Origin of the sequence: Streptococcus sp. 714 (assembly GCF_013277115.1) — a bacterium.
GTDB lineage: Bacteria > Bacillota > Bacilli > Lactobacillales > Streptococcaceae > Streptococcus.
The window spans coordinates 1-22,099 of sequence record NZ_VMMH01000030.1 but is presented as its reverse complement, the minus strand read 5'-3'; the positions used below and the strand labels follow the sequence as shown (position 1 = coordinate 22,099).

Below are 22,099 nucleotides of genomic sequence, written 5' to 3'. Positions count from 1 at the left end.
CGATCCCGTTAACTCCCATAGGTCCCGTAGTGTAGCGGTTATCACGTCGCCCTGTCACGGCGAAGATCGCGGGTTCGATTCCCGTCGGGACCGTTTAAGATAACGGAAGTTATTTTAGACTCGTTAGCTCAGTTGGTAGAGCAATTGACTTTTAATCAATGGGTCACTGGTTCGAGCCCAGTACGGGTCATATATGCGGGTTTGGCGGAATTGGCAGACGCACCAGATTTAGGATCTGGCGCTTAACGGCGTGGGGGTTCAAGTCCCTTAACCCGCATTAAGATATAATAAATGAGCCGGCTTAGCTCAGTTGGTAGAGCATCTGATTTGTAATCAGAGGGTCGCGTGTTCAAGTCATGTAGCCGGCATTTTTAGATAGAAGAAAATAGTGCGAACGTAGTTCAGTGGTAGAACACCACCTTGCCAAGGTGGGGGTCGCGGGTTCGAATCCCGTCGTTCGCTTAGAGAGGCCGGGGTGGCGGAACTGGCAGACGCACAGGACTTAAAATCCTGCGATTGGTAACGATCGTACCGGTTCGATTCCGGTCCTCGGCATAATATAATATAGAGCACCCTTAGCTCAACTGGATAGAGTACCTGACTACGAATCAGGCGGTTAGAGGTTCGACTCCTCTAGGGTGCATTTTCTATTTAATTCGGGAAGTAGCTCAGCTTGGTAGAGTACTTGGTTTGGGACCAAGGTGTCGCAGGTTCGAATCCTGTCTTCCCGATTCATTACAGAGATACCTATGCGTATCTTTTTTCTTTTTTAAATTAAGAGAGAATCATTTTGGTTCTCTCTTTTTTGAATTTCAGTAATTCATTTTATAGTCATTTAGTTTTAAAAAAGTGTTCCAAACATTCAAAAATATTTGGAATTTCTCTTAGTAAATCCCTCACTTTCTTTTTCAAGATAGTCCAAACTTGCTCAATAGGATTCAAATCTGGTGAATAAGGTGGATGAAAACTAGCATTATCCATTACAATAACGTGAGGTGTCTTCAAAGCAGGCAGGAGTTGCGTTTTGAACCACTCCACAAATAAATCACTCGTCATACTTTCCTTTTAAATCATAGGAGCTATAAACTCTCCGTCTACTTGTCCTGTAACAATTGAAGTCCGCTCAAAACGCCGTCCGCTAATCTTTTCATAGACTTTCTCCCCTCTAGGAGCCCTTGCATAAGGACGATAGAGATAGCGGTCGATTCCTGTTTTGTCAATATGTACGACTGGTAAATATTTTAGCCTATTCAAAATATCAAGAAACTCAGCGACTTTCTCTGGATCTTGTTCCTTAAAGCTAGTCGTCTTTTTTAAAGTGATATGAATCTGCTTTAAAGCTGGCCATACTGAATGAACAGCACGATCAAAATGTGCCGCAATTTCCCGTAAAAAAGCGTCTGGATGAGCCTCTACAAAGGCTTTCAATTCCTCTAAAGGAATTTTCTGCTTTTTGACGACTCATTTTTTCTGCTCTAAGTATCCTTGTTCACATAATTTCTTTTCCTACGTAAAGAGAGTTCTGACGCCAACATCAAAAACTTTAGCCGCCTCAACATGCCTGTGTCCCTCTTTGATGTAATCTAATGCTCCTTGTTTAAAATCTGTACTATATGCAGGGTTTTATTGTAACATGCTTATTTAAAACTAAGAAACTATAAATGAGTATTAGTTTATGTTATAGTTTAAATTTGCTATCACTTTGAAGGAAATAACTATAGATTCTTTTCTACCTCATGTTTTCTTGTGTAATGTTTCTTGCTTATTTTGAACAGAATCTTTTATGACATTTGTCATATCTCCTCATGACAGAAGCTTCTAGTGATTCTACCTTCAAAGAATTATACTAGATGTATCAAGTGGAGGAAGAAAAAATGAAACATAAAGTAATTGTCGCAATGAGTTTAGTAGCAGCAGGAGTCATGACTTATCTCATGTTCTCAGGATTGGATGAAGGTTTCTATCATTTTCCTTGGGAGCTATTTGCAGGATTTGGAATGATGTCCTGGCTTATCCGAGAAGGTTTGAAATTAGTTTCAGATGTGAAAAAGGAGTTTGAAAAATAAAAAAAAGCGTTTCTCTATCTTTTTATTGGACTATCACTAGTGGTATGGTTGGTAGAAATGTTTACAGGTTGGTTTGATCAAGCCTTCCTTCACCAATTCATCCGTGGTGCCTGGGGACTAGGATTTATGATTTTTATCGCCTTTCCTATGGGAATGGAGTGGTTGAAAGGAGAATATCATGGACATGATTAAGGTTCAAGGATTACATAAAAACATCAAGGGAAAGGCTATTTTGAAGGATATTTCCTTTGAGGTAGCTGAAGGTGAATGCGTCGCCTTGATTGGGCCCAATGGTGCTGGGAAGACCACACTCTTGGACTGTCTGCTTGGAGATAAACTGGTCACAAGCGGTCAAGTATCCATCCAAGGCTTGTCAGTGACGAGTTCTCAGTTAGACTATATTAGAGGTTATCTGCCTCAAGAAAATGTCATTGTTCAGAAATTAAAGGTCAAAGAGTTGATTGCTTTCTTTCAAAGTATTTATCCAAATCCCTTGAACAACCAGGAGATCGATCAACTACTGCAGTTTGACAAGCAACAAAAAGAGCAGTTGGCAGAAAAATTGTCAGGTGGGCAAAAGCGTCTCTTTTCTTTTGTCTTGACCTTGATTGGGCGACCAAAGCTAGTCTTTTTGGATGAGCCAACTGCGGCCATGGATACCTCTACCCGCCAACGTTTTTGGGAAATTGTTCAGGACCTAAAAGCGCAGGGAGTCACCATTCTCTATTCGTCTCATTATATTGAGGAAGTAGAGCATACAGCGGACCGAATCTTGGTCTTAAATAAGGGAGAGTTGATTCGTGATACGACACCTCTAGCCATGCGCAGTGAGGAGATTGAAAAGCACTTTATCCTTCCTCTGGTTTACAAGGAAGTCGTTGAGCAGTCAAACTTGGTTGAAAACTGGTCACAAAAACAAGATGCTCTGCAAGTAGTCACACGAGAGGCAAATACTTTTTGGGAACTGTTAGTTCAAGCAGGATGTAGCATACAAGAAATTGAAGTCAATAATCGTAGTTTGTTGGATACAATCTTTGAAGAAACACAAAAGGGAGATGACTAAGATGAAACGATGGATCGCACTAAACAAGATAGAATTTCTATTGACCAAACGACAACTCGTCTATTATCTATTATCCGTAGGGATGCCGACAGCCTTCTATTTATTCTTTTCAGGCATGTACCAGGACACACCAGATGGACCAGCTAATTTTATGCGTGATTACCTCATCTCCATGACAGCCTTTTCCATGATGTCGACAGCTATCTTTTCATTCCCAGCTGTTTTGCATACAGATAAAATCAACAACTGGCAGAAAACATTGCGCCATACTCCGGTAAATATGGTAGAATATTATCTATCAAAGATAACAAGTATGCTGGTGGATTATTTGGTTTCAATCTTGGTGGTTTTCTCAGTTGGGCATTTTGTAAGAGGTGTGGATATGTCTCTTGGAAATTGGATTGGGGCGGCGCTCTTGCTGATAGTAGGAAGTGTTGCCTTTGTAGCGATTGGTTTGACCTTGACGCTGTTACCAACTAGTCAGCTGATGTCTGTCGTGGGCAATCTTCTTTATCTAGGCTTGGCTGTTTTAGGCGGACTCTGGATGCCCATCTCTTTATTTCCAGACTGGATGCAAGCAATCGGGAAGTGTCTACCAACTTATCAGTTGATGGAGTTGATCAAGACCCTCTTAAACGAGGGTGGCATCAATTTATCAGCCACAGTTTATCTACTTGTTTTTTCAGTAGTTTTGTTTGGTTTGACCATTTATCTTCAAGGTCATAAGGAGAATGCTTAATGCTTGAAAGACTGAAAAGCATACACTATATGTTTTGGGCCAGTTTGGTTTTTATGATTTTTCCCATCCTACCTGTAGTGACTGGGGGGCTTGCTGTCTGGCATTTATTGATTGATATTCTATTTGTAGTGGCGTATTTGGGTGTTTTAACAACTAAGAGCCAACGCTTATCTTGGCTATATTGGGGTCTCATGCTGACTTATATAGTTGGGAATACTGCCTTTGTTGCTGTTAATTATATCTGGTTTTTCTTTTTCCTATCCAATCTCTTAAGTTATCATTTCAGCGTAGGTGGTTTAAAGTCTTTACATGTCTGGACTTTTCTTCTTGCTCAAGTCCTTGTTGTGGGCCAACTTTTGATTTTTCAGGAAGTTGAGTTTCTAGTCTATCTACTTGTAATTCTTGCTTTTGTCGATTTGATGACATTGGGCTTGGTTCGGATTCGCATTGTCGAGGATTTGAAAGAAGCTCAGGCTAGACAAAATGCCCAGATAAATCTATTGCTTGCTGAAAATGAACGTAGTCGTATCGGTCAGGATTTGCACGATAGCCTGGGACATACCTTTGCCATGCTGAGTGTCAAGACAGATCTAGCCTTGCAGTTATTTCAGATGGAGGCCTATCCACAGGTGGAAAAGGAATTAAAAGAAATTCACCAGATCAGCAAGGATTCCATGAATGAAGTGCGAACCATCGTGGAAAATCTGAAATCACGGACCCTAGCTTCAGAGCTTGAAACTGTCAAAAAGATGCTGGAGATTGCTGGAATTGAGGTTGAGGTTGACAATCAGTTAGACAAGGCTAGTTTGACCCAGGATGTAGAGTCGACGGCTGCTATGATTTTGTTAGAACTTGCGACCAATATCATCAAACATGCCAGCGCTAATAAAGCCTATCTAAAACTGGAACGTACAGATCAGGAATTGGTTCTGACAGTTAGAGATGACGGGAAAGGTTTTGCAACTGTAAAAGGAAATGAACTCCATACAGTCCGTGACCGTGCAGCAGCCTTCTCAGGTCAAGTAGAGCTGGTCAGTTTGAAACATCCAACAGAGGTGCGCGTGCATCTGCCTTATAAGGAGAAAAAGTAGATGAAAGTATTAGTCGCAGAAGATCAAAGTATGCTTAGAGACGCCATGTGCCAGCTCTTGAGCTTTCAACCAGATGTGGAGACTGTTCTGCAGGCGAAAAATGGAGCCGAGGCTATCGAGGTTTTGGGGAAAGAAGCAGTAGATATTGCCATCCTTGATGTAGAAATGCCTGTTAAGACAGGTCTTGAAGTGCTGGAGTGGATACGATCAGAAAAGCTAGAAACAAAGGTGGTTGTGGTGACGACCTTCAAGCGTCCTGGGTATTTTGAACGTGCAGTTAAGGCTGGAGTGAATGCTTATGTATTAAAGGAACGGAGCATCGCTGAGCTCATGCAAACCCTACATACGGTGTTAGAGGGACGCAAGGAATATTCTCCAGAGCTGATGGAAGTCATGATGACTCATCCCAATCCTTTGACCGAACAAGAAGTCGCTGTTTTACATGGAGTTGCCCAAGGCCTCTCCAACCAAGAAATTGCTGACAAGCTCTACCTCTCAAACGGCACCGTCCGAAACTATGTCACCAATATTCTTTCTAAACTAGATGCTGGTAATCGAACAGAGGCAGCTAATATCGCAAAAGAATGTGGTTGGTTGTGATACTATCATATTTCGAAAACTATTATGTGCTAAAATTGATGGGATTGAATGGAACAATCCCAATCTTTAGGAGGAATTTATTCCTCCTTTTCTTTCTTTTGGGAGCAGTACAAAAGAGCTAAAATTAAGAATAAAAAAGAAAAATATCTTGACAAACAAGGGAAAAATTTGTTACAATAATAGACGGTACTTTTTACTTTTGGTCTCTCAAGAGTGTACAGGGACGTGCTGACAAATGTTGCAAAAGTACACACAGATGATAGCTGTCACCAAGTGTATCATCACCAAAAATAAAAAAACACAGGAGAATGTAGATGCCTACAATTAACCAATTGGTTCGCAAACCGCGTAAATCAAAAGTAGAAAAATCTAAATCACCAGCTTTGAACGTTGGTTACAACAGTCATAAAAAAGTTCAAACAAACGTTTCTTCACCACAAAAACGTGGTGTTGCAACTCGTGTTGGAACAATGACACCTAAAAAACCTAACTCAGCCCTTCGTAAATTTGCTCGTGTACGTTTGAGCAACCTTATCGAAGTTACTGCCTACATCCCAGGTATCGGACACAACTTGCAAGAGCACAGCGTGGTTCTTCTTCGTGGTGGACGTGTAAAAGACCTTCCAGGGGTACGTTACCATATCGTCCGTGGTGCACTTGATACTGCAGGTGTTAACGATCGTAAACAAGGCCGTTCTAAATACGGTACTAAACGTCCAAAAGCATAAGGAAAGGGGATAAAGAGAAATGAGTCGTAAAAATAGAGCTCCAAAACGTGACGTATTGCCAGATCCGCTTTACAATTCACAATTAGTTACTCGTCTTATCAACCGCGTTATGCTTGATGGTAAACGTGGTACAGCTGCTTCAATCGTTTACGGTGCCTTTGAGCAAATCAAAGAAGCTACTGGCAACGATGCACTTGAAGTATTTGAAACAGCTATGGAAAACATCATGCCTGTACTTGAAGTACGTGCACGTCGTGTTGGTGGTTCTAACTACCAAGTCCCAGTTGAAGTTCGTCCAGAACGTCGTACAACACTTGGACTTCGTTGGTTGGTAACAATCGCTCGTCTTCGTGGTGAACACACAATGCAAGACCGTCTTGCAAAAGAAATCTTGGATGCTGCTAACAACACTGGTGCAGCAGTTAAGAAACGTGAAGACACTCACCGTATGGCTGAAGCTAACCGTGCATTCGCACACTTCCGTTGGTAAAATCATGATGCTAGGAACGGTAAGGATGCAAGGTGAAAATAGGAAACTGACGCAGTATTCGACGAATACAAGGAAGTTTATCTTTTTCACACAGCATCCCGTTCCGGCTCAAATCGGCTAGCTAACTCTGGCCCGAGTTCAATTCAACTTGTAAATTTACAAGTTGAAACCAACAATAGCATGAAAACATTGAGAACGGGTAGGTCCTGCCTATCCGTTTTTATTAAAATCGTGTTATAATAGAATAGAAATCAAAATAAATAGGAGAAACAAACCTCATGGCACGCGAATTTTCACTTGAAAAAACTCGTAATATCGGTATCATGGCTCACGTCGATGCTGGTAAAACAACAACTACTGAGCGTATTCTTTACTACACTGGTAAAATCCACAAAATCGGTGAAACTCACGAAGGTGCGTCACAAATGGACTGGATGGAGCAAGAGCAAGAACGTGGTATCACTATCACATCTGCTGCGACAACAGCTCAATGGAACAACCACCGCGTAAACATCATCGACACACCAGGACACGTGGACTTCACAATCGAAGTACAACGTTCTCTTCGTGTATTGGATGGTGCGGTTACCGTTCTTGACTCACAATCAGGTGTTGAACCTCAAACTGAAACAGTTTGGCGTCAAGCAACTGAGTACGGAGTTCCACGTATCGTATTTGCCAACAAAATGGACAAAATCGGTGCTGACTTCCTTTACTCTGTAAGCACACTTCACGATCGTCTTCAAGCAAATGCACACCCAATCCAATTGCCGATCGGTTCTGAAGATGACTTCCGTGGTATCATTGATTTGATCAAGATGAAAGCTGAAATCTATACTAACGACCTTGGTACAGATATCCTTGAAGAAGATATTCCAGCTGAATACCTTGACCAAGCACAAGAATACCGTGAAAAATTGGTTGAAGCAGTTGCTGAAACTGACGAAGAATTGATGATGAAATACCTCGAAGGTGAAGAAATCACTAATGAAGAATTGAAAGCTGGTATCCGTAAAGCGACTATCAACGTTGAATTCTTCCCAGTATTGTGTGGTTCTGCCTTCAAAAACAAAGGTGTTCAATTGATGCTTGATGCGGTTATCGACTACCTTCCAAGCCCACTTGACATCCCAGCGATCAAAGGTATCAACCCAGATACAGATGAAGAAGAAACTCGTCCTGCATCTGACGAAGAGCCATTTGCAGCTCTTGCCTTCAAGATTATGACAGACCCATTCGTAGGTCGTTTGACATTCTTCCGTGTTTACTCAGGTGTTCTTCAATCAGGTTCATACGTATTGAACACTTCTAAAGGTAAACGTGAGCGTATCGGACGTATCCTTCAAATGCACGCTAACAGCCGTCAAGAAATTGACACAGTTTACTCAGGTGATATCGCTGCTGCCGTTGGTTTGAAAGATACTACAACTGGTGACTCATTGACAGATGAAAAAGCTAAAATCATCCTTGAGTCAATCAACGTTCCAGAACCAGTTATCCAATTGATGGTTGAGCCAAAATCTAAAGCAGACCAAGATAAGATGGGTATCGCCCTTCAAAAATTGGCTGAAGAAGATCCAACATTCCGCGTTGAAACAAACGTTGAAACTGGTGAAACAGTTATCTCTGGTATGGGTGAGCTTCACCTTGACGTCCTTGTTGACCGTATGCGTCGTGAGTTCAAAGTTGAAGCGAACGTAGGTGCTCCTCAAGTATCTTACCGTGAAACATTCCGCGCTTCTACTCAAGCACGTGGATTCTTCAAACGTCAGTCTGGTGGTAAAGGTCAATTCGGTGATGTATGGATTGAATTTACTCCAAACGAAGAAGGTAAAGGATTCGAATTCGAAAACGCAATCGTCGGTGGTGTGGTTCCTCGTGAATTTATCCCAGCGGTTGAAAAAGGTTTGGTAGAATCTATGGCTAACGGTGTTCTTGCAGGTTACCCAATGGTTGACGTTAAAGCTAAGCTTTACGATGGTTCATACCACGATGTCGACTCATCTGAAACTGCCTTCAAGATCGCGGCTTCACTTGCCCTTAAAGAAGCTGCTAAATCAGCACAACCAGCTATCCTTGAACCAATGATGCTTGTAACAATCACTGTTCCAGAAGAAAACCTTGGTGATGTTATGGGTCACGTAACTGCTCGTCGTGGACGTGTTGATGGTATGGAAGCACACGGTAACAGCCAAATCGTTCGTGCTTACGTTCCACTTGCTGAAATGTTCGGTTACGCAACAGTTCTTCGTTCTGCATCTCAAGGACGTGGTACATTCATGATGGTATTTGACCACTACGAAGATGTACCTAAGTCAGTACAAGAAGAAATCATTAAGAAAAACAAAGGTGAAGACTAATCTGTCCTCACTCTAGAAGGAAGTCACTTAGTGGCTTCCTTTTGTCTTTAGAAAATACCTCTAAATATGGTAAAATAGTAGGAGAATAATGTGAGGAAAATGAATGTCAAATAGTTTTGAAATTTTGATGAATCAACTGGGGATGCCTGCTGAAATGAGACAGGATCCTGCTTTATCACAGGCTGATATTGAGCGAGTTGTGGTTCATAAAATTAGTAAGGTATGGGAGTTTCATTTCGTATTTTCTAATATTTTACCGATTGAAATCTTTTTAGAAATAAAGAAGGGCTTGAGTGAGGAATTTTCTAAGACAGGCAATAAAGCTGTTTTCGAAATCAAGGCTCTGTCTCAAGGATTTTCAAATCAGCTCTTGCAGGCCTATTATAGAGAAGCTTTTTCTGAAGGGCCATGTGCTAGTCAAGGTTTTAAGTCCCTTTATCAAAATTTGCAAGTTCGTGCGGAGGGAAATCAGCTCTTTATTGAAGGATCTGAGGCGATTGATAAGGAACATTTTAAGAAAAATCACCTTCCTAATTTAGCTAAACAACTTGAAAAATTTGGCTTTCCAACTTTTAACTGTCAAGTAGAGAAAAATGATGTGCTGACTCAAGAGCAGGAAGAAGCTTTTCATGCTGAAAATGAGCAGATTGTTCAAGCTGCCAATGAGGAAGCGCTCCGTGCGATGGAGCAACTGGAACAGATGGCACCTCCTCCAGCAGAAGAGAAACCAGCCTTTGATTTTCAAGCCAAAAAAGCTGCAGCTAAACCGAAGCTGGATAAGGCGGAGATTACTCCTATGATCGAAGTGACAACTGAGGAAAATCGTCTGGTCTTTGAAGGGGTTGTTTTTGATGTAGAGCAAAAAGTGACTAGAACAGGTCGTGTTTTAATCAATTTTAAAATGACGGACTACACTTCAAGTTTTTCTATGCAAAAGTGGGTTAAAAATGAGGAAGAGGCTCAGAAATTTGACCTCATCAAGAAGAATTCTTGGCTCCGAGTACGTGGGAATGTGGAGATGAATAACTTCACACGCGATTTGACTATGAACGTGCAGGATGTGCAGGAAGTTGTTCACTATGAGCGGAAAGATTTGATGCCAGAAGGTGAGCGTCGGGTTGAGTTTCATGCCCATACCAATATGTCGACCATGGATGCTCTACCAGAGGTTGAAGAAATTGTTGGGACAGCTGCTAAGTGGGGACACAAGGCGGTTGCTATCACCGATCACGGGAATGTTCAATCCTTCCCACACGGCTACAAGGCGGCCAAGAAAGCGGGAATCCAGCTGATCTATGGAATGGAAGCCAATATTGTGGAGGACCGGGTTCCTATCGTTTACAACGAAGTGGAGATGGACTTGTCGGAAGCGACCTATGTGGTTTTTGACGTGGAAACGACGGGGCTTTCAGCCATCTATAATGATTTGATTCAGGTTGCGGCTTCTAAGATGTACAAGGGGAATGTTATTTCCGAATTTGATGAATTTATCAATCCCGGGCATCCCTTGTCAGCCTTTACCACGGAGTTGACTGGTATTACAGATGATCATGTCAAAAATGCCAAACCACTGGAACAAGTTCTGCAAGAATTCCAAGAATTTTGCCAGGATACTGTCCTAGTTGCCCACAATGCGACCTTTGACGTTGGATTTATGAATGCCAATTATGAGCGTCATGGTCTGTCGAAGATTAGTCAGCCAGTTATTGATACGCTGGAGTTTGCTAGAAATCTCTATCCTGAGTATAAACGTCATGGTTTGGGGCCTTTGACCAAGCGTTTTGGTGTGGCCTTGGAACATCACCACATGGCCAACTACGATGCGGAAGCTACTGGTCGCCTGCTTTTCATCTTTATCAAAGAGGTGGCAGAAAAACATGGTGTGACCGATTTGGCTAGACTAAACATTGATTTGATTAGTCCAGACTCTTATAAAAAAGCTCGAATCAAGCATGCGACTATTTATGTCAAGAATCAGGTGGGTCTGAAAAATATCTTTAAACTGGTTTCTTTGTCTAATACCAAGTATTTTGAAGGGGTGCCACGGATTCCGAGAACGGTTCTAGATGCCCATCGGGAAGGCTTGATTTTAGGATCAGCCTGTGCAGAAGGTGAAGTTTTCGATGCAGTCGTTTCCCAAGGTGTGGATGCTGCGGTTGAGGTGGCCAAGTATTATGACTTTATCGAGGTCATGCCACCAGCTATCTATGCACCCTTGATTGCTAAAGAGCAGGTCAAGGATATGGAGGAACTCCAGACTATTATCAAGAGTTTGATAGAGGTTGGAGACCGCCTTGGTAAGCCGGTTTTGGCTACGGGAAATGTCCATTATATCGAACCGGAAGAAGAGATTTACCGTGAAATTATCGTTCGTAGTTTGGGACAGGGGGCGATGATTAACCGGACCATTGGTCATGGTGAACATGCACAACCAGCTCCTCTGCCAAAAGCCCATTTTAGAACAACCAATGAGATGTTGGATGAATTTGCCTTCTTGGGAGAGGAACTGGCACGTAAACTGGTTATTGAAAATACCAATGCCTTGGCAGAGACCTTTGAACCTGTTGAGGTTGTAAAAGGTGACTTGTACACGCCTTTCATTGACAAGGCTGAAGAAACGGTTGCTGAATTGACCTATAAGAAGGCTTTTGAGATTTATGGAAATCCGTTGCCAGATATCGTTGATTTGCGGATTGAAAAGGAATTAACTTCTATTCTGGGGAATGGATTTGCCGTGATTTATCTAGCTTCCCAGATGCTGGTACAACGTTCCAATGAACGGGGCTACTTGGTTGGTTCTCGTGGATCTGTCGGTTCCAGTTTTGTTGCGACCATGATTGGGATTACCGAGGTTAATCCTCTCTCTCCTCACTATGTCTGTGGTCAGTGTCAGTACAGCGAGTTTATCACGGATGGTTCTTATGGTTCTGGTTTTGATATGCCTAATAAGGATTGTCCAAAGTGTGGTCACAAACTCAGCAAAAATGGGCAGGACATTCCGTTTGAGACCTTCCTAGGTTTTGATGGGGACAAGGTTCCTGATATTGACTTGAACTTCTCGGGAGAAGACCAGCCTAGCGCCCACTTGGATGTGCGTGATATCTTTGGTGAGGAATATGCCTTCCGTGCGGGAACGGTTGGTACGGTGGCTGCTAAGACTGCCTATGGATTTGTAAAGGGCTACGAGAGAGACTACGGGAAGTTTTATCGTGATGCAGAGGTGGAACGCCTCGCCCAAGGTTCGGCTGGTGTCAAGCGGACAACGGGACAACACCCGGGGGGAATTGTTGTTATTCCTAACTACATGGATGTCTATGATTTTACGCCTGTCCAGTATCCAGCGGATGACGTGACGGCTGAATGGCAAACGACTCACTTTAACTTCCACGATATCGATGAGAACGTCCTCAAACTCGATGTACTGGGACATGATGATCCGACCATGATTCGGAAATTGCAGGACTTGTCTGGGATTGACCCTAATGAAATCCCTGTGGATGACGAAGGTGTAATGGCCCTCTTTTCTGGGACTGATGTGCTAGGGGTGACTCCTGAACAAATCGGAACACCGACGGGCATGCTGGGAATTCCAGAGTTTGGAACCAACTTTGTACGTGGGATGGTAGATGAGACGCATCCGACGACTTTTGCGGAGTTGCTTCAGCTCTCAGGTCTGTCCCACGGTACCGATGTGTGGTTAGGAAATGCCCAGGATTTGATCAAGCAAGGAATTGCGGACCTATCAACCGTTATCGGTTGTCGGGACGACATCATGGTTTACCTCATGCATGCTGGTCTCGAGCCTAAGATGGCCTTTACCATCATGGAACGAGTACGTAAGGGCTTGTGGTTGAAGATTTCCGAAGAGGAACGAAATGGCTACATCGAAGCCATGAAAGCTAACAAGGTGCCAGAGTGGTATATCGAATCCTGTGGGAAAATCAAGTACATGTTCCCTAAAGCCCATGCGGCAGCCTACGTTATGATGGCCTTGCGTGTGGCTTACTTCAAGGTTCACCATCCCATTTATTATTACTGTGCTTACTTCTCCATTCGTGCAAAGGCATTTGATATCAAGACCATGGGAGCGGGATTGGATGCTATCAAGCGCAGAATGGAAGAAATCTCTGAAAAACGGAAGAACAATGAAGCCTCTAATGTGGAAATTGACCTCTATACAACTCTTGAGATTGTCAATGAGATGTGGGAACGTGGTTTCAAGTTTGGCAAACTCGATCTCTATCGAAGTCAGGCAACAGAATTTCTCATCGATGGGGACACTCTCATCCCGCCATTTGTAGCAATGGATGGTCTGGGAGAGAACGTTGCCAAGCAACTGGTGCGAGCGCGTGAAGAGGGAGAATTCCTCTCCAAAACAGAACTACGAAAACGCGGTGGCCTCTCATCTACCTTGGTTGAAAAGATGGATGAAATGGGGATTCTCGGCAATATGCCAGAGGATAATCAGTTGAGTTTGTTTGATGAGTTGTTTTAAGGTCTTGGAGGGAAAAAGATAAAACTAAGAATTTTTGCGGAAGACAAGCCGGCTGAGAAGGTGTTTGAGTATCAATTAGAACTTGCTGATTAGACAATTCTTCTATCGACAGCACTCTTGTCAGGTGCTATTACTTTGGCAGGATTATTTTCTGCTTTGAAAGAAAAATAAAAATAGAAAAGGAAAAATAGAATGGTTTTACCAAATTTTAAAGAAAATCTAGAAAAATATGCGAAATTATTGGTTGCGAATGGAATCAACGTGCAACCTGGTCACACTTTGGCTCTCTCTATTGATGTGGAGCAACGCGAGTTGGCTCATTTAATCGTGAAAGAAGCTTATGCTTTGGGTGCACATGAGGTTATTGTTCAGTGGACAGATGATGTGATCAACCGTGAGAAGTTCCTCCACGCGCCGATGGAGCGTCTGGACAATGTGCCAGAATACAAGCTTGCTGAGATGAACTATCTCTTGGAGAATAAGGCTAGCCGTCTTGGGGTTCGTTCTTCTGACCCAGGTGCCTTGAATGGAGTGGACGCTGACAAGCTTTCAGCTTCTGCTAAAGCTATGGGACTTGCCATGAAGCCAATGCGTATCGCAACGCAATCCAACAAGGTTAGCTGGACTGTAGCAGCCGCTGCTGGACTTGAATGGGCTAAAAAAGTCTTTCCAAATGCTGCGAGCGATGAAGAAGCAGTCGATCTTCTTTGGGACCAAATCTTCAAAACTTGCCGTGTCTATGAAGAAGATCCTGTTAAGGCTTGGGAAGAACACGCTGCTATCCTCAAGAGCAAGGCAGATATGCTTAATAAAGAACAATTTTCAGCCCTTCACTACACAGCTCCAGGGACAGATTTGACACTTGGCTTACCTAAGAACCATGTTTGGGAATCAGCTGGTGCTATCAATGCGCAAGGAGAAGGATTCTTACCAAATATGCCGACAGAGGAAGTTTTCACAGCACCAGACTTCCGTCGCGCAGATGGTTATGTCACTTCTACAAAACCGCTTAGTTATAATGGCAACATCATTGAAGGCATTAAGGTAACCTTCAAGGATGGACAAATCGTAGACATTACTGCTGAGAAGGGTGATCAGGTCATGAAAGACCTTGTCTTTGAAAATGCGGGTGCGCGTGCCTTAGGTGAATGTGCCTTGGTACCAGATCCAAGTCCAATTTCTCAGTCAGGTATTACCTTCTTCAACACTCTTTTTGATGAAAATGCTTCAAACCACTTGGCCATCGGTGCTGCCTATGCGACTAGCGTCGTTGGTGGTGCAGAGATGAGTGAAGAAGAGCTTGAAGCTGCTGGTCTTAACCGTTCAGATGTTCACGTGGACTTTATGATTGGATCTAATCAAATGGATATCGATGGTATCCGTGAGGATGGAACACGTGTACCTCTCTTCCGTAAGGGAGATTGGGCAAATTAAGGAGCCAAGATGATAGGAAGTATGTTTGTTGGTCTCCTAGTGGGATTTTTAGCAGGTACTCTGACCAATCGTGGAGAACGCATGGGTTGCTTTGGGAAAATGTTTCTAGGCTGGATTGGTGCCTTTATAGGCCACTTGCTTTTTGGGACTTGGGGACCGATAATAGCAGGAACTTCCATTATTCCGGCAGTACTAGGTTCCATGATTGTCTTAGCGATTTTCTGGAGACGAGGAAGTTAATTTCTTAAATCTGATACTCAATGAAAATCAAAGAGCAAACTAGGAAACTAGCCGCAGTCTGCTTAAAGTACATCTTTGAGGTTNNACTGACGAAGTCAGTTACATATACCTACGGCAAGGCGACTTTGACGCGGTTTGAAGAGATTTTTGAAGAGTATGAAACGAAAAGGAGGTTGGTCATTGAGCCAGCCCCCTTTTGAGTGTGATATAATAGTTCTATGAGATTAGATAAATTTTTAGTTGCCTGCGCTGTAGGGAGTCGGACAGAGGTCAAAAACTTGCTCAAGGCTGGGCGTGTGACGGTAAATGGTAAAAAAGAAAAATCAGCTAAATTGCAGATTGATGAAGAAAGAGATGAGATTCGCTTTGATGGGCAAGTGCTGGAGTACGAGGAGTTTGTTTACTATATGATGAACAAGCCCCAAGGAGTTATTTCAGCGACTGAGGATCCCAAGCACAGAACCGTGTTGGACTTGCTGGATGATATTGCTCGGACCAAGGAAGTTTTCCCAGTAGGACGCTTGGATATTGACACGCATGGTCTTTTGCTCTTGACCAATGATGGTCAGCTTGCACATGCTCTTCTTTCACCCAAGCGTCATGTGGACAAGACGTATCTGGCTCTGGTCAAGGGAGTGATGACTCAAGAAGATGTGGAGATATTTGCTAAGGGTATTCCGCTCAAAGACTTTACCTGTCAGCCCGCTATACTGGAGATTATTTCCATAGATACAGAAAAGAATCAAAGCCAAATCCGTGTGACTATTGCAGAAGGGAAGTTTCATCAGGTCAAACGTATGGTGGGCTACTGTGGCAAGGAAGTAGTAGACTTGCAACGTTTGACTATGGGAACTCTAGTATTGGATGAGAATTTACAAAGAGGAGAATGGCGTTGCTTGACCAAGGAGGAGTTAGAAAATCTCCTTGCTAGTATTGCTTAATTTAGTTTAAATTTGAAAAAGGTGAGGGACAATGTCCTTGCCTTTTATGTTTTTCAGTTGCTTCCTTTGTGAAAAGAGTTATAATAGACTGTAGAATAAAAGGAGGAATCTATGAACGCGATTCAAGAATCATTTACTGATAAACTATTTGCCAATTATGAAGCAAATGTAAAATACCAAGCGATTGAAAATGCTGCTAGTCACAACGGAATTTTTGCAGCTCTAGAACGTCGCCAAAGCCATGTAGACAATACCCCTGTTTTTTCATTGGATTTGACCAAGGACAAGGTAACCAACCAGAAGGCTTCTGGTCGTTGCTGGATGTTTGCAGCCCTTAACACCTTCCGCCACAAACTCATCTCTCAATACAAACTGGAAAATTTTGAGTTGTCACAGGCCCATACTTTCTTCTGGGACAAATATGAGAAAGCAAACTGGTTCTTGGAGCAAGTCATTGCGACTGCAGACCAAGACTTGACAAGCCGTAAGGTTAAATTCCTACTTCAAACACCTCAACAAGATGGCGGTCAGTGGGATATGGTCGTTTCTCTCTTTGAGAAATACGGTGTCGTGCCTAAGTCAGTTTACCCTGAATCTGTTTCATCTAGCAGTAGCCGTGAGCTAAATGCAATCCTTAACAAATTGCTTCGTCAAGATGCTCAAATCTTGCGTGACTTGCTTGCTTCTGGTGCAGACCAAGCGACTGTTCAAGCTAAGAAAGAAGACCTCTTGCAAGAAATCTTTAACTTCCTTGCAATGTCTTTAGGACTTCCACCTCGTAGATTTGATTTCGCTTATCGTGATAAGGATAACAACTACCGAAGCGAAAAGGGTATTACACCACAGGAATTTTATAAGAAATATGTCAATCTTCCTCTAGAAGACTATGTTTCTGTTATCAATGCTCCAACTGCTGATAAACCTTACGGCAAATCTTACACAGTTGAGATGTTGGGAAATGTGGTTGGTAGCCGTGCAGTTCGCTATATCAACGTACCGATGGAGCGCTTGAAAGAATTAGCGATTGCTCAAATGCAAACAGGAGAAACTGTTTGGTTTGGTTCTGATGTCGGTCAGCTCAGCAACCGTAAAGCTGGAATTCTTGCGACAGATGTTTATGACTTTGAATCAAGCATGGACATTAAACTCACTCAAGACAAGGCTGGACGTTTGGACTATAGCGAAAGCTTAATGACCCACGCTATGGTCTTGACAGGTGTGGATTTGGACGAAAATGGCAAATCAATCAAGTGGAAGGTTGAAAATTCTTGGGGAGACAAGGTCGGTACAGATGGTTACTTTGTTGCCTCAGACGCTTGGATGGATGAATACACTTATCAGATTGTTGTCCGCAAAGAATTGTTAACAACCGAAGAACAAGCTGCCTATGAAGCAGAACCAATTGTGCTTGCACCATGGGATCCAATGGGAGCCTTGGCAAAATAAAAGCATAGAAAAAAGGAATCAGGCTTAGAACCTGGTTCCTTTTAAGTTGCTTGATTACATGATACCGAAGAAACGAGCTGCGATACCTACTGCAAAGAGTGCAAGGATGATTGAGATTGGTGATACTTTTTTCTTAAGCAACCACATGCAAAGGAAAGTAAGGAGAAGTCCCATCAATCCTGGAATCAATGAGTTCAACTGACCTTGGAGAGTTTGTGGTTGAATCTTGTCTAGGCTCAATCCACCAAGTGCTTGACCAAGGATACCTTTCAATTCAGCACCTGATACAGGTCCTTCTGGGAAGTTGATGTAGGCACCTTCAGCCAATTGTTTACCAGGAAGGTTAACAGTGAAGTTGATCGATACCCAACGTTGTACAAGAACAGCAAGGATGAACATACCAAGGATAGAAGCTCCTTTAGTGATGTCTTTCAAGATACCACCAGACATGTCTTTAGTGATTTCAGATCCAGCTTTGTAACCAAATTCTTGTGTGTACCATAGGAAGGCCATACGGATCGCATTCCATCCGAAGAAGAAGAGAAGTGGGCCAACCAAGTTACCAGATGCAGCAAGTGATGCACCAAGAGCTCCAAGGATAGGACGAACTGTAAACCAGAATACTGGGTCACCGATACCAGCAAGAGGTCCCATCATACCGATTTTAACCCCTTGGATAGCAGCGTCGTCGATTTCAACACCGTTAGCACGTTCTTCTTCAAGTGCAAGAGTAACCCCCATGATTGGAGCAGCTACGTATGGGTGAGTGTTGAAGAACTCAAGGGGACGCTCAAGAGCAGCAGCTTGGTCTTCTTTAGTAGTGTACAATTTTTTGATAGCTGGGATCAATGAATAAGCCCAACCCAAGTTTTGCATACGCTCGTAGTTCCAAGAACCTTGAAGGAATTGTGAACGCCACCAAACTTTTTTACGATCTGATTTTGATAATTGAAGTTTTTCAGTCATGATTGTTCCCCTTTCTAGTAGTCTTCTAGGATATCACCGATTGGGTCGTTAGAAGTTGCAGCTCCTCCGCCACCGTTACCACCTTGTTTTGAAAGGTTAAGGTAGATGAAGGCAAGGGCAACACCGACTACACCAAGGGCAATCAAAGTCAATTGAGAAATGGCAGCAAAAGCAAAACCGATTGCGAAGAATGGCCATACTTCACGAGTTGCCATCATGTTGATAACCATAGCGTAACCAACGGCAACGACCATAGCACCACCAACAGCCATACCACCGTTCAACCAGTCTGGCATCAATTTAAGAGCGTCTTGAACGGCAGAAGCAGGGATAGCGATAAGGAAGGCTGCAGGGATAGCAATACGAAGACCTTGAAGAAGAAGTGCGATAAAGTGAGCACGCTCAACAGCCGCAATATTTCCTTCTTTAGCAGCAGCATCAGCAGTGTGAACCAAACCAACTGAGATTGTACGAACAATCATTGTCAAGAAAAGTCCAGCTACGGCAAGAGGAATAGCTGTTGCTGTTGCAACGGCGATACCTTCAGTAGTAAAGTTACCACCTTTGATCAAGATGATTGCTGCGGCAACAGATGCAAGAGCAGCGTCAGGAGCTACGGCAGCTCCGATGTTTGCCCAACCAAGGGCGATCATTTGAAGTGATCCACCAAGCATAACCCCTGCTTCGAGGTTACCAGTTGCAAGTCCGATAAGGGTACATGCGACGATTGGTTGATGGAATTGGAATTGGTCGAGGATACCTTCAAGACCTGCAAGGAAGGCAACAACTACAACCAAGACAGCAGAAATAATTGAAATATCTGACATGGTTTTATTCCTTTTCTATTTAAGTATAATAAAGTGAAAAATTTTCTTAGTATTCTTCGATAGCTTAATGTCTATTATTGAACGTTGGCTTTGTTAATCAAGTCAAACAAATCTTTTTTGGTGTCGTTTGGTACTTTACGTACGTCAAATTCAACACCAAGGTCACGCATTTTTTCAAATGTAGCAACATCTTCTTTGTCCATAGACAAAACATTGTTAATCATTGTTTTACCTGTTGAGTGAGCCATTGATCCTACGTTAAGTGTCTTGATTGGCACGCCCCCTTCGATGGCACGAAGAGCGTCTTGAGGTGTTTCAAACAAGATAAGGGCATGTGTTTCTCCAAAACGTGGGTCTTTTGAAACCTCAATCAATTTTTGGATTGGTACAACATTGGCTCTTACTCCGTTAGGAGCTGCTTGTTTAATCAATTCTTTACGAAGATCGTCGTTGGCAACGTTATCTGAAGCAACGATGATACGGTCTGCTTTTGAATCTGGAGTCCAAGCAGTAGCAACCTGACCGTGAAGTAGACGAGTGTCTAGGCGAGCAAGGTTGATTTTGAGTTTTCCATCTCCGATGACAGTTCCTTCTGGAATAGCGGCTTGGGCAACTGGAGCAGCTGCGGCGCTTGCCACTTCCTCAACTGGGTTGAGCTCTTCTGGAAGAGCTTTGATGCCATCTTTGGCTTCTTTGATAATATTCGCAGCGACTTTTTCCACACCTGCAGTAGCGTCCATGAGGCGCTCTGTATAGGCTTGGATTAACATCGGTAAGTTAAGTCCTGTGATGATGGCAAATTTACGCTCAGGATTTTCTCCCATCACGCGACTAGCTTGGTTAAATGGAGATCCACTCCAAAGGTCAGCCAAAACTAGAACCTCATCTTCTGCGTCAAATGCAGCAACAGCGTTATTAAACTTAGCGTATAGATCATCAGGACCTTCATTTGGCATAAAGGTTACAACCTGAACCTTTTCTTGTTCACCAAAGATCATAGATCCTGACTGATGAATACCTGCAGCAAATTCGCCGTGGCTCGCAATAATGATTCCGATACTCATTATTGTCATTCCTCCTTTTTGTTGTTTCAGTTTTCTTTTAAGAAAACTTTAAGACTTTTTAAGTATAAACCGTTTTCATCTAAAAATCAACTATTTATCATAAAAAAATAAAAAGGCTTTCTTTGCGAATGTTGATATATTAAATTTTTGAGGGATTTTTTTGAATCCCTATTTAAAAATTTAATATAAAAAAGTTGGAAGCGCATTCCAACTTTTAAACTAGGTTTCTATTAGATTAGCGGGTGAAGTCGAGTACCATACGTCCTTGGATTTGACCTTTTTCCATTTCATCGAAAATGGCTACGGCATCTTCTACTGGACGTTTTTGGACAACTGGAACTACCAAACCTTCTGCACCGAATTGGAAGGCTTCTTCCAAGTCTTTACGAGTTCCAACAAGAGAACCGATAACTTGGATTCCATCTAGAACGGTTTTGACGATACTGAGTTCCATCATTTCAGAAGGAAGACCAACAGCGACGACGCGACCACCGGCACGAACTGAGTCAACAGCCTGGTTGAAGGCAACTTTAGATACAGCAGTTACGACAGCTGAATGAGCTCCACCATCAGTTTTTTCCTTGATGAGTCCTGGTACATCATCAACTTCTAGGCCGTTAATAACGATATCAGCACCGACTTCTTTTGCAAGGGCAAGCTTGTCGTTGTTGATATCAACCGCGATGACATGAGCATTGAATACTTTTTTAGCGTATTGAACAGCTAGGTTACCAAGTCCACCAGCACCGTAAAGAACAACCCATTGGCCTGGTTCAACTTTGGCTTCTTTAATGGCTTTATAGGTTGTTACCCCAGCACATGTGATAGATGAAGCTTGGGCTGGATCAAGTCCGTTAGGAACTTTGACAGCATAGTCTGCAGTTACGATACATTGTTCAGCCATACCACCATCTACTGAGTAGCCAGCATTTTTTACTGTCCGGCAAAGAGTTTCACGGCCAGTAGTACAATATTCGCAAGTACCACATCCTTCAAAGAACCAAGCAACGCTGACGCGGTCACCGACTTTAAGGCTTTTAACATCTGGAGCAATTTCCTTAACGATACCAACACCTTCATGTCCTAAAACACGTCCTGGTACTTGACCAAAGTCACCGTGGGCAACGTGGAGGTCAGTGTGGCAAACACCACAGTATTCAATTTCTACAAGTGCTTCCCCAGTTTCAAGTGGACGGAGTACTTTTTCTTCAACAGCAACACCAGTGCTTTCTGGATTTACAACAACAGCTTTCATAGCTATCCTCCTTGATATTGGCCGAGAACAGGGACAACAGGACTGGATTGATTTTGTTTCAACAGAGTCGAGTGTGACGAGCTCTCTTGTATTTATATGTGAAGCATATCACAAAAGAAAGCCTTTTCCAAGGTTTTGGGGGTAAAAAATAGAACAATCGATTAACTGGTTGATGAGACTGTGAAAAGAACACAAAGACCAGCTCGCAAGCTGGTCATACTCTTCGAAAATCTCTTCAAACCACGTCAGCTTCGCCTTGCCGTATATATATGGTTACTGACTTCGTCAGTTCTA

The 22,099-nt window shown here is 42.8% G+C and carries 19 protein-coding genes, 8 tRNA genes and 1 pseudogene; 23 read left to right on the top strand and 5 right to left on the bottom strand.

Features of this window, described 5'->3' with window-relative positions; genetic code table 11:
• Positions 1–20 precede the first annotated feature (20 nt).
• The 8 genes from HT718_RS09090 to HT718_RS09055 all read left to right on the top strand — a co-directional run bounded on the left by HT718_RS09090 (position 21) and on the right by HT718_RS09055 (position 731).
• Positions 21–93, top strand: a tRNA-Asp gene (locus HT718_RS09090).
• Positions 94–117: 24 nt separating this feature from the next.
• Positions 118–190 (top strand) — tRNA-Lys (locus HT718_RS09085).
• A 5-nt stretch (positions 191–195) separates the two neighbouring features.
• A tRNA-Leu gene (locus tag HT718_RS09080) sits at positions 196–277 on the top strand.
• An 18-nt stretch (positions 278–295) separates the two neighbouring features.
• Positions 296–368: transfer RNA gene (locus HT718_RS09075), tRNA-Thr, on the top strand.
• Between the two features lie 22 nt (positions 369–390).
• Positions 391–462: transfer RNA gene (locus tag HT718_RS09070), tRNA-Gly, on the top strand.
• Between the two features lie 7 nt (positions 463–469).
• Positions 470–555: transfer RNA gene (locus HT718_RS09065), tRNA-Leu, on the top strand.
• A gap of 14 nt (positions 556–569) precedes the next feature.
• Positions 570–643 (top strand) — tRNA-Arg (locus HT718_RS09060).
• 14 nt (positions 644–657) lie between these two features.
• A tRNA-Pro gene (locus HT718_RS09055) sits at positions 658–731 on the top strand.
• Positions 732–831: 100 nt separating this feature from the next.
• Here HT718_RS09055 and HT718_RS09670 read toward each other — a convergent pair.
• Positions 832–1,617: pseudogene (locus HT718_RS09670) on the bottom strand (transposase); the annotation flags it as partial.
• Between the two features lie 257 nt (positions 1,618–1,874).
• On the opposite strand from HT718_RS09670, the gene HT718_RS09035 reads away from it, so the two are divergent.
• The 15 genes from HT718_RS09035 to pepC all read left to right on the top strand — a co-directional run bounded on the left by HT718_RS09035 (position 1,875) and on the right by pepC (position 17,693).
• A complete protein-coding gene (locus HT718_RS09035; protein ID WP_000681201.1) occupies positions 1,875–2,066 on the top strand; it encodes a hypothetical protein in 192 nt (63 codons plus the stop codon).
• 57 nt (positions 2,067–2,123) lie between these two features.
• Complete coding sequence (locus HT718_RS09665; RefSeq protein ID WP_345890265.1) at positions 2,124–2,258, top strand: hypothetical protein; 135 nt, start codon at positions 2,124–2,126, stop codon at positions 2,256–2,258.
• Complete coding sequence (locus HT718_RS09030) at positions 2,245–3,129, top strand: ABC transporter ATP-binding protein (protein WP_173268248.1); 885 nt, start codon at positions 2,245–2,247, stop codon at positions 3,127–3,129. The genes HT718_RS09665 and HT718_RS09030 overlap by 14 nt, the downstream gene beginning before the upstream one ends.
• A 1-nt stretch (position 3,130) precedes the next feature.
• Entirely contained in the window at positions 3,131–3,868 is a 738-nt protein-coding gene (locus HT718_RS09025) for an ABC transporter permease (protein WP_173268247.1), read from the top strand.
• On the top strand, positions 3,868–4,959 hold the full coding sequence (locus tag HT718_RS09020) for a sensor histidine kinase (protein WP_173268246.1): 1,092 nt from the start codon (positions 3,868–3,870) through the stop codon (positions 4,957–4,959). The genes HT718_RS09025 and HT718_RS09020 overlap by 1 nt, the downstream gene beginning before the upstream one ends.
• Positions 4,960–5,559 (top strand): response regulator transcription factor, encoded by a 600-nt coding sequence (locus HT718_RS09015; protein WP_173268245.1) that lies wholly within the window; start codon positions 4,960–4,962, stop codon positions 5,557–5,559.
• A 48-nt stretch (positions 5,560–5,607) separates the two neighbouring features.
• On the top strand, positions 5,608–5,739 hold the full coding sequence (locus HT718_RS09765) for a hypothetical protein (protein WP_261443307.1): 132 nt from the start codon (positions 5,608–5,610) through the stop codon (positions 5,737–5,739).
• Positions 5,740–5,873: 134 nt separating this feature from the next.
• Positions 5,874–6,287: a 30S ribosomal protein S12 gene (gene rpsL, locus HT718_RS09010; RefSeq protein ID WP_001142332.1), complete on the top strand. Its 414-nt coding sequence runs from the start codon at positions 5,874–5,876 to the stop codon at positions 6,285–6,287.
• A gap of 19 nt (positions 6,288–6,306) precedes the next feature.
• Positions 6,307–6,777, top strand: a complete 471-nt coding sequence (rpsG, locus tag HT718_RS09005) for a 30S ribosomal protein S7 (RefSeq protein ID WP_000087873.1) — start codon at positions 6,307–6,309, stop codon at positions 6,775–6,777.
• 278 nt (positions 6,778–7,055) lie between these two features.
• The gene (gene fusA / locus HT718_RS09000) at positions 7,056–9,137 is read left to right on the top strand and encodes an elongation factor G (RefSeq protein WP_000090357.1); all 2,082 of its coding nucleotides are present in this window, start codon (positions 7,056–7,058) and stop codon (positions 9,135–9,137) included.
• Positions 9,138–9,240: 103 nt separating this feature from the next.
• The gene (locus tag HT718_RS08995) at positions 9,241–13,632 is read left to right on the top strand and encodes a PolC-type DNA polymerase III (RefSeq protein ID WP_173268244.1); all 4,392 of its coding nucleotides are present in this window, start codon (positions 9,241–9,243) and stop codon (positions 13,630–13,632) included.
• A gap of 192 nt (positions 13,633–13,824) precedes the next feature.
• The gene (locus HT718_RS08990; protein ID WP_173268243.1) at positions 13,825–15,066 is read left to right on the top strand and encodes an aminopeptidase; all 1,242 of its coding nucleotides are present in this window, start codon (positions 13,825–13,827) and stop codon (positions 15,064–15,066) included.
• A gap of 9 nt (positions 15,067–15,075) precedes the next feature.
• On the top strand, positions 15,076–15,306 hold the full coding sequence (locus HT718_RS08985) for a GlsB/YeaQ/YmgE family stress response membrane protein (protein ID WP_020900862.1): 231 nt from the start codon (positions 15,076–15,078) through the stop codon (positions 15,304–15,306).
• 218 nt (positions 15,307–15,524) lie between these two features.
• Positions 15,525–16,247 carry a pseudouridine synthase gene (locus HT718_RS08980; RefSeq protein WP_173268242.1) on the top strand — a complete coding sequence of 241 codons (723 nt, stop codon included), beginning with the start codon at positions 15,525–15,527 and terminating at the stop codon, positions 16,245–16,247.
• A 111-nt stretch (positions 16,248–16,358) separates the two neighbouring features.
• The gene (gene pepC, locus HT718_RS08975) at positions 16,359–17,693 is read left to right on the top strand and encodes an aminopeptidase C (protein ID WP_173268241.1); all 1,335 of its coding nucleotides are present in this window, start codon (positions 16,359–16,361) and stop codon (positions 17,691–17,693) included.
• Between the two features lie 54 nt (positions 17,694–17,747).
• On the opposite strand, the gene HT718_RS08970 is transcribed toward pepC, so the two are convergent.
• From HT718_RS08970 to adhP, 4 genes are all read right to left on the bottom strand, one after another.
• A complete protein-coding gene (locus HT718_RS08970; RefSeq protein WP_173268240.1) occupies positions 17,748–18,659 on the bottom strand; it encodes a PTS system mannose/fructose/sorbose family transporter subunit IID in 912 nt (303 codons plus the stop codon).
• 14 nt (positions 18,660–18,673) lie between these two features.
• Complete coding sequence (locus HT718_RS08965) at positions 18,674–19,486, bottom strand: PTS mannose/fructose/sorbose transporter subunit IIC (RefSeq protein WP_001280328.1); 813 nt, start codon at positions 19,484–19,486, stop codon at positions 18,674–18,676.
• 74 nt (positions 19,487–19,560) lie between these two features.
• Positions 19,561–20,550, bottom strand: coding sequence for a PTS sugar transporter subunit IIB (locus HT718_RS08960; protein ID WP_000021992.1), 990 nt, complete (start codon positions 20,548–20,550; stop codon positions 19,561–19,563).
• Between the two features lie 235 nt (positions 20,551–20,785).
• Positions 20,786–21,805 carry an alcohol dehydrogenase AdhP gene (gene adhP / locus HT718_RS08955; protein WP_173268239.1) on the bottom strand — a complete coding sequence of 340 codons (1,020 nt, stop codon included), beginning with the start codon at positions 21,803–21,805 and terminating at the stop codon, positions 20,786–20,788.
• Positions 21,806–22,099 lie beyond the last annotated feature (294 nt).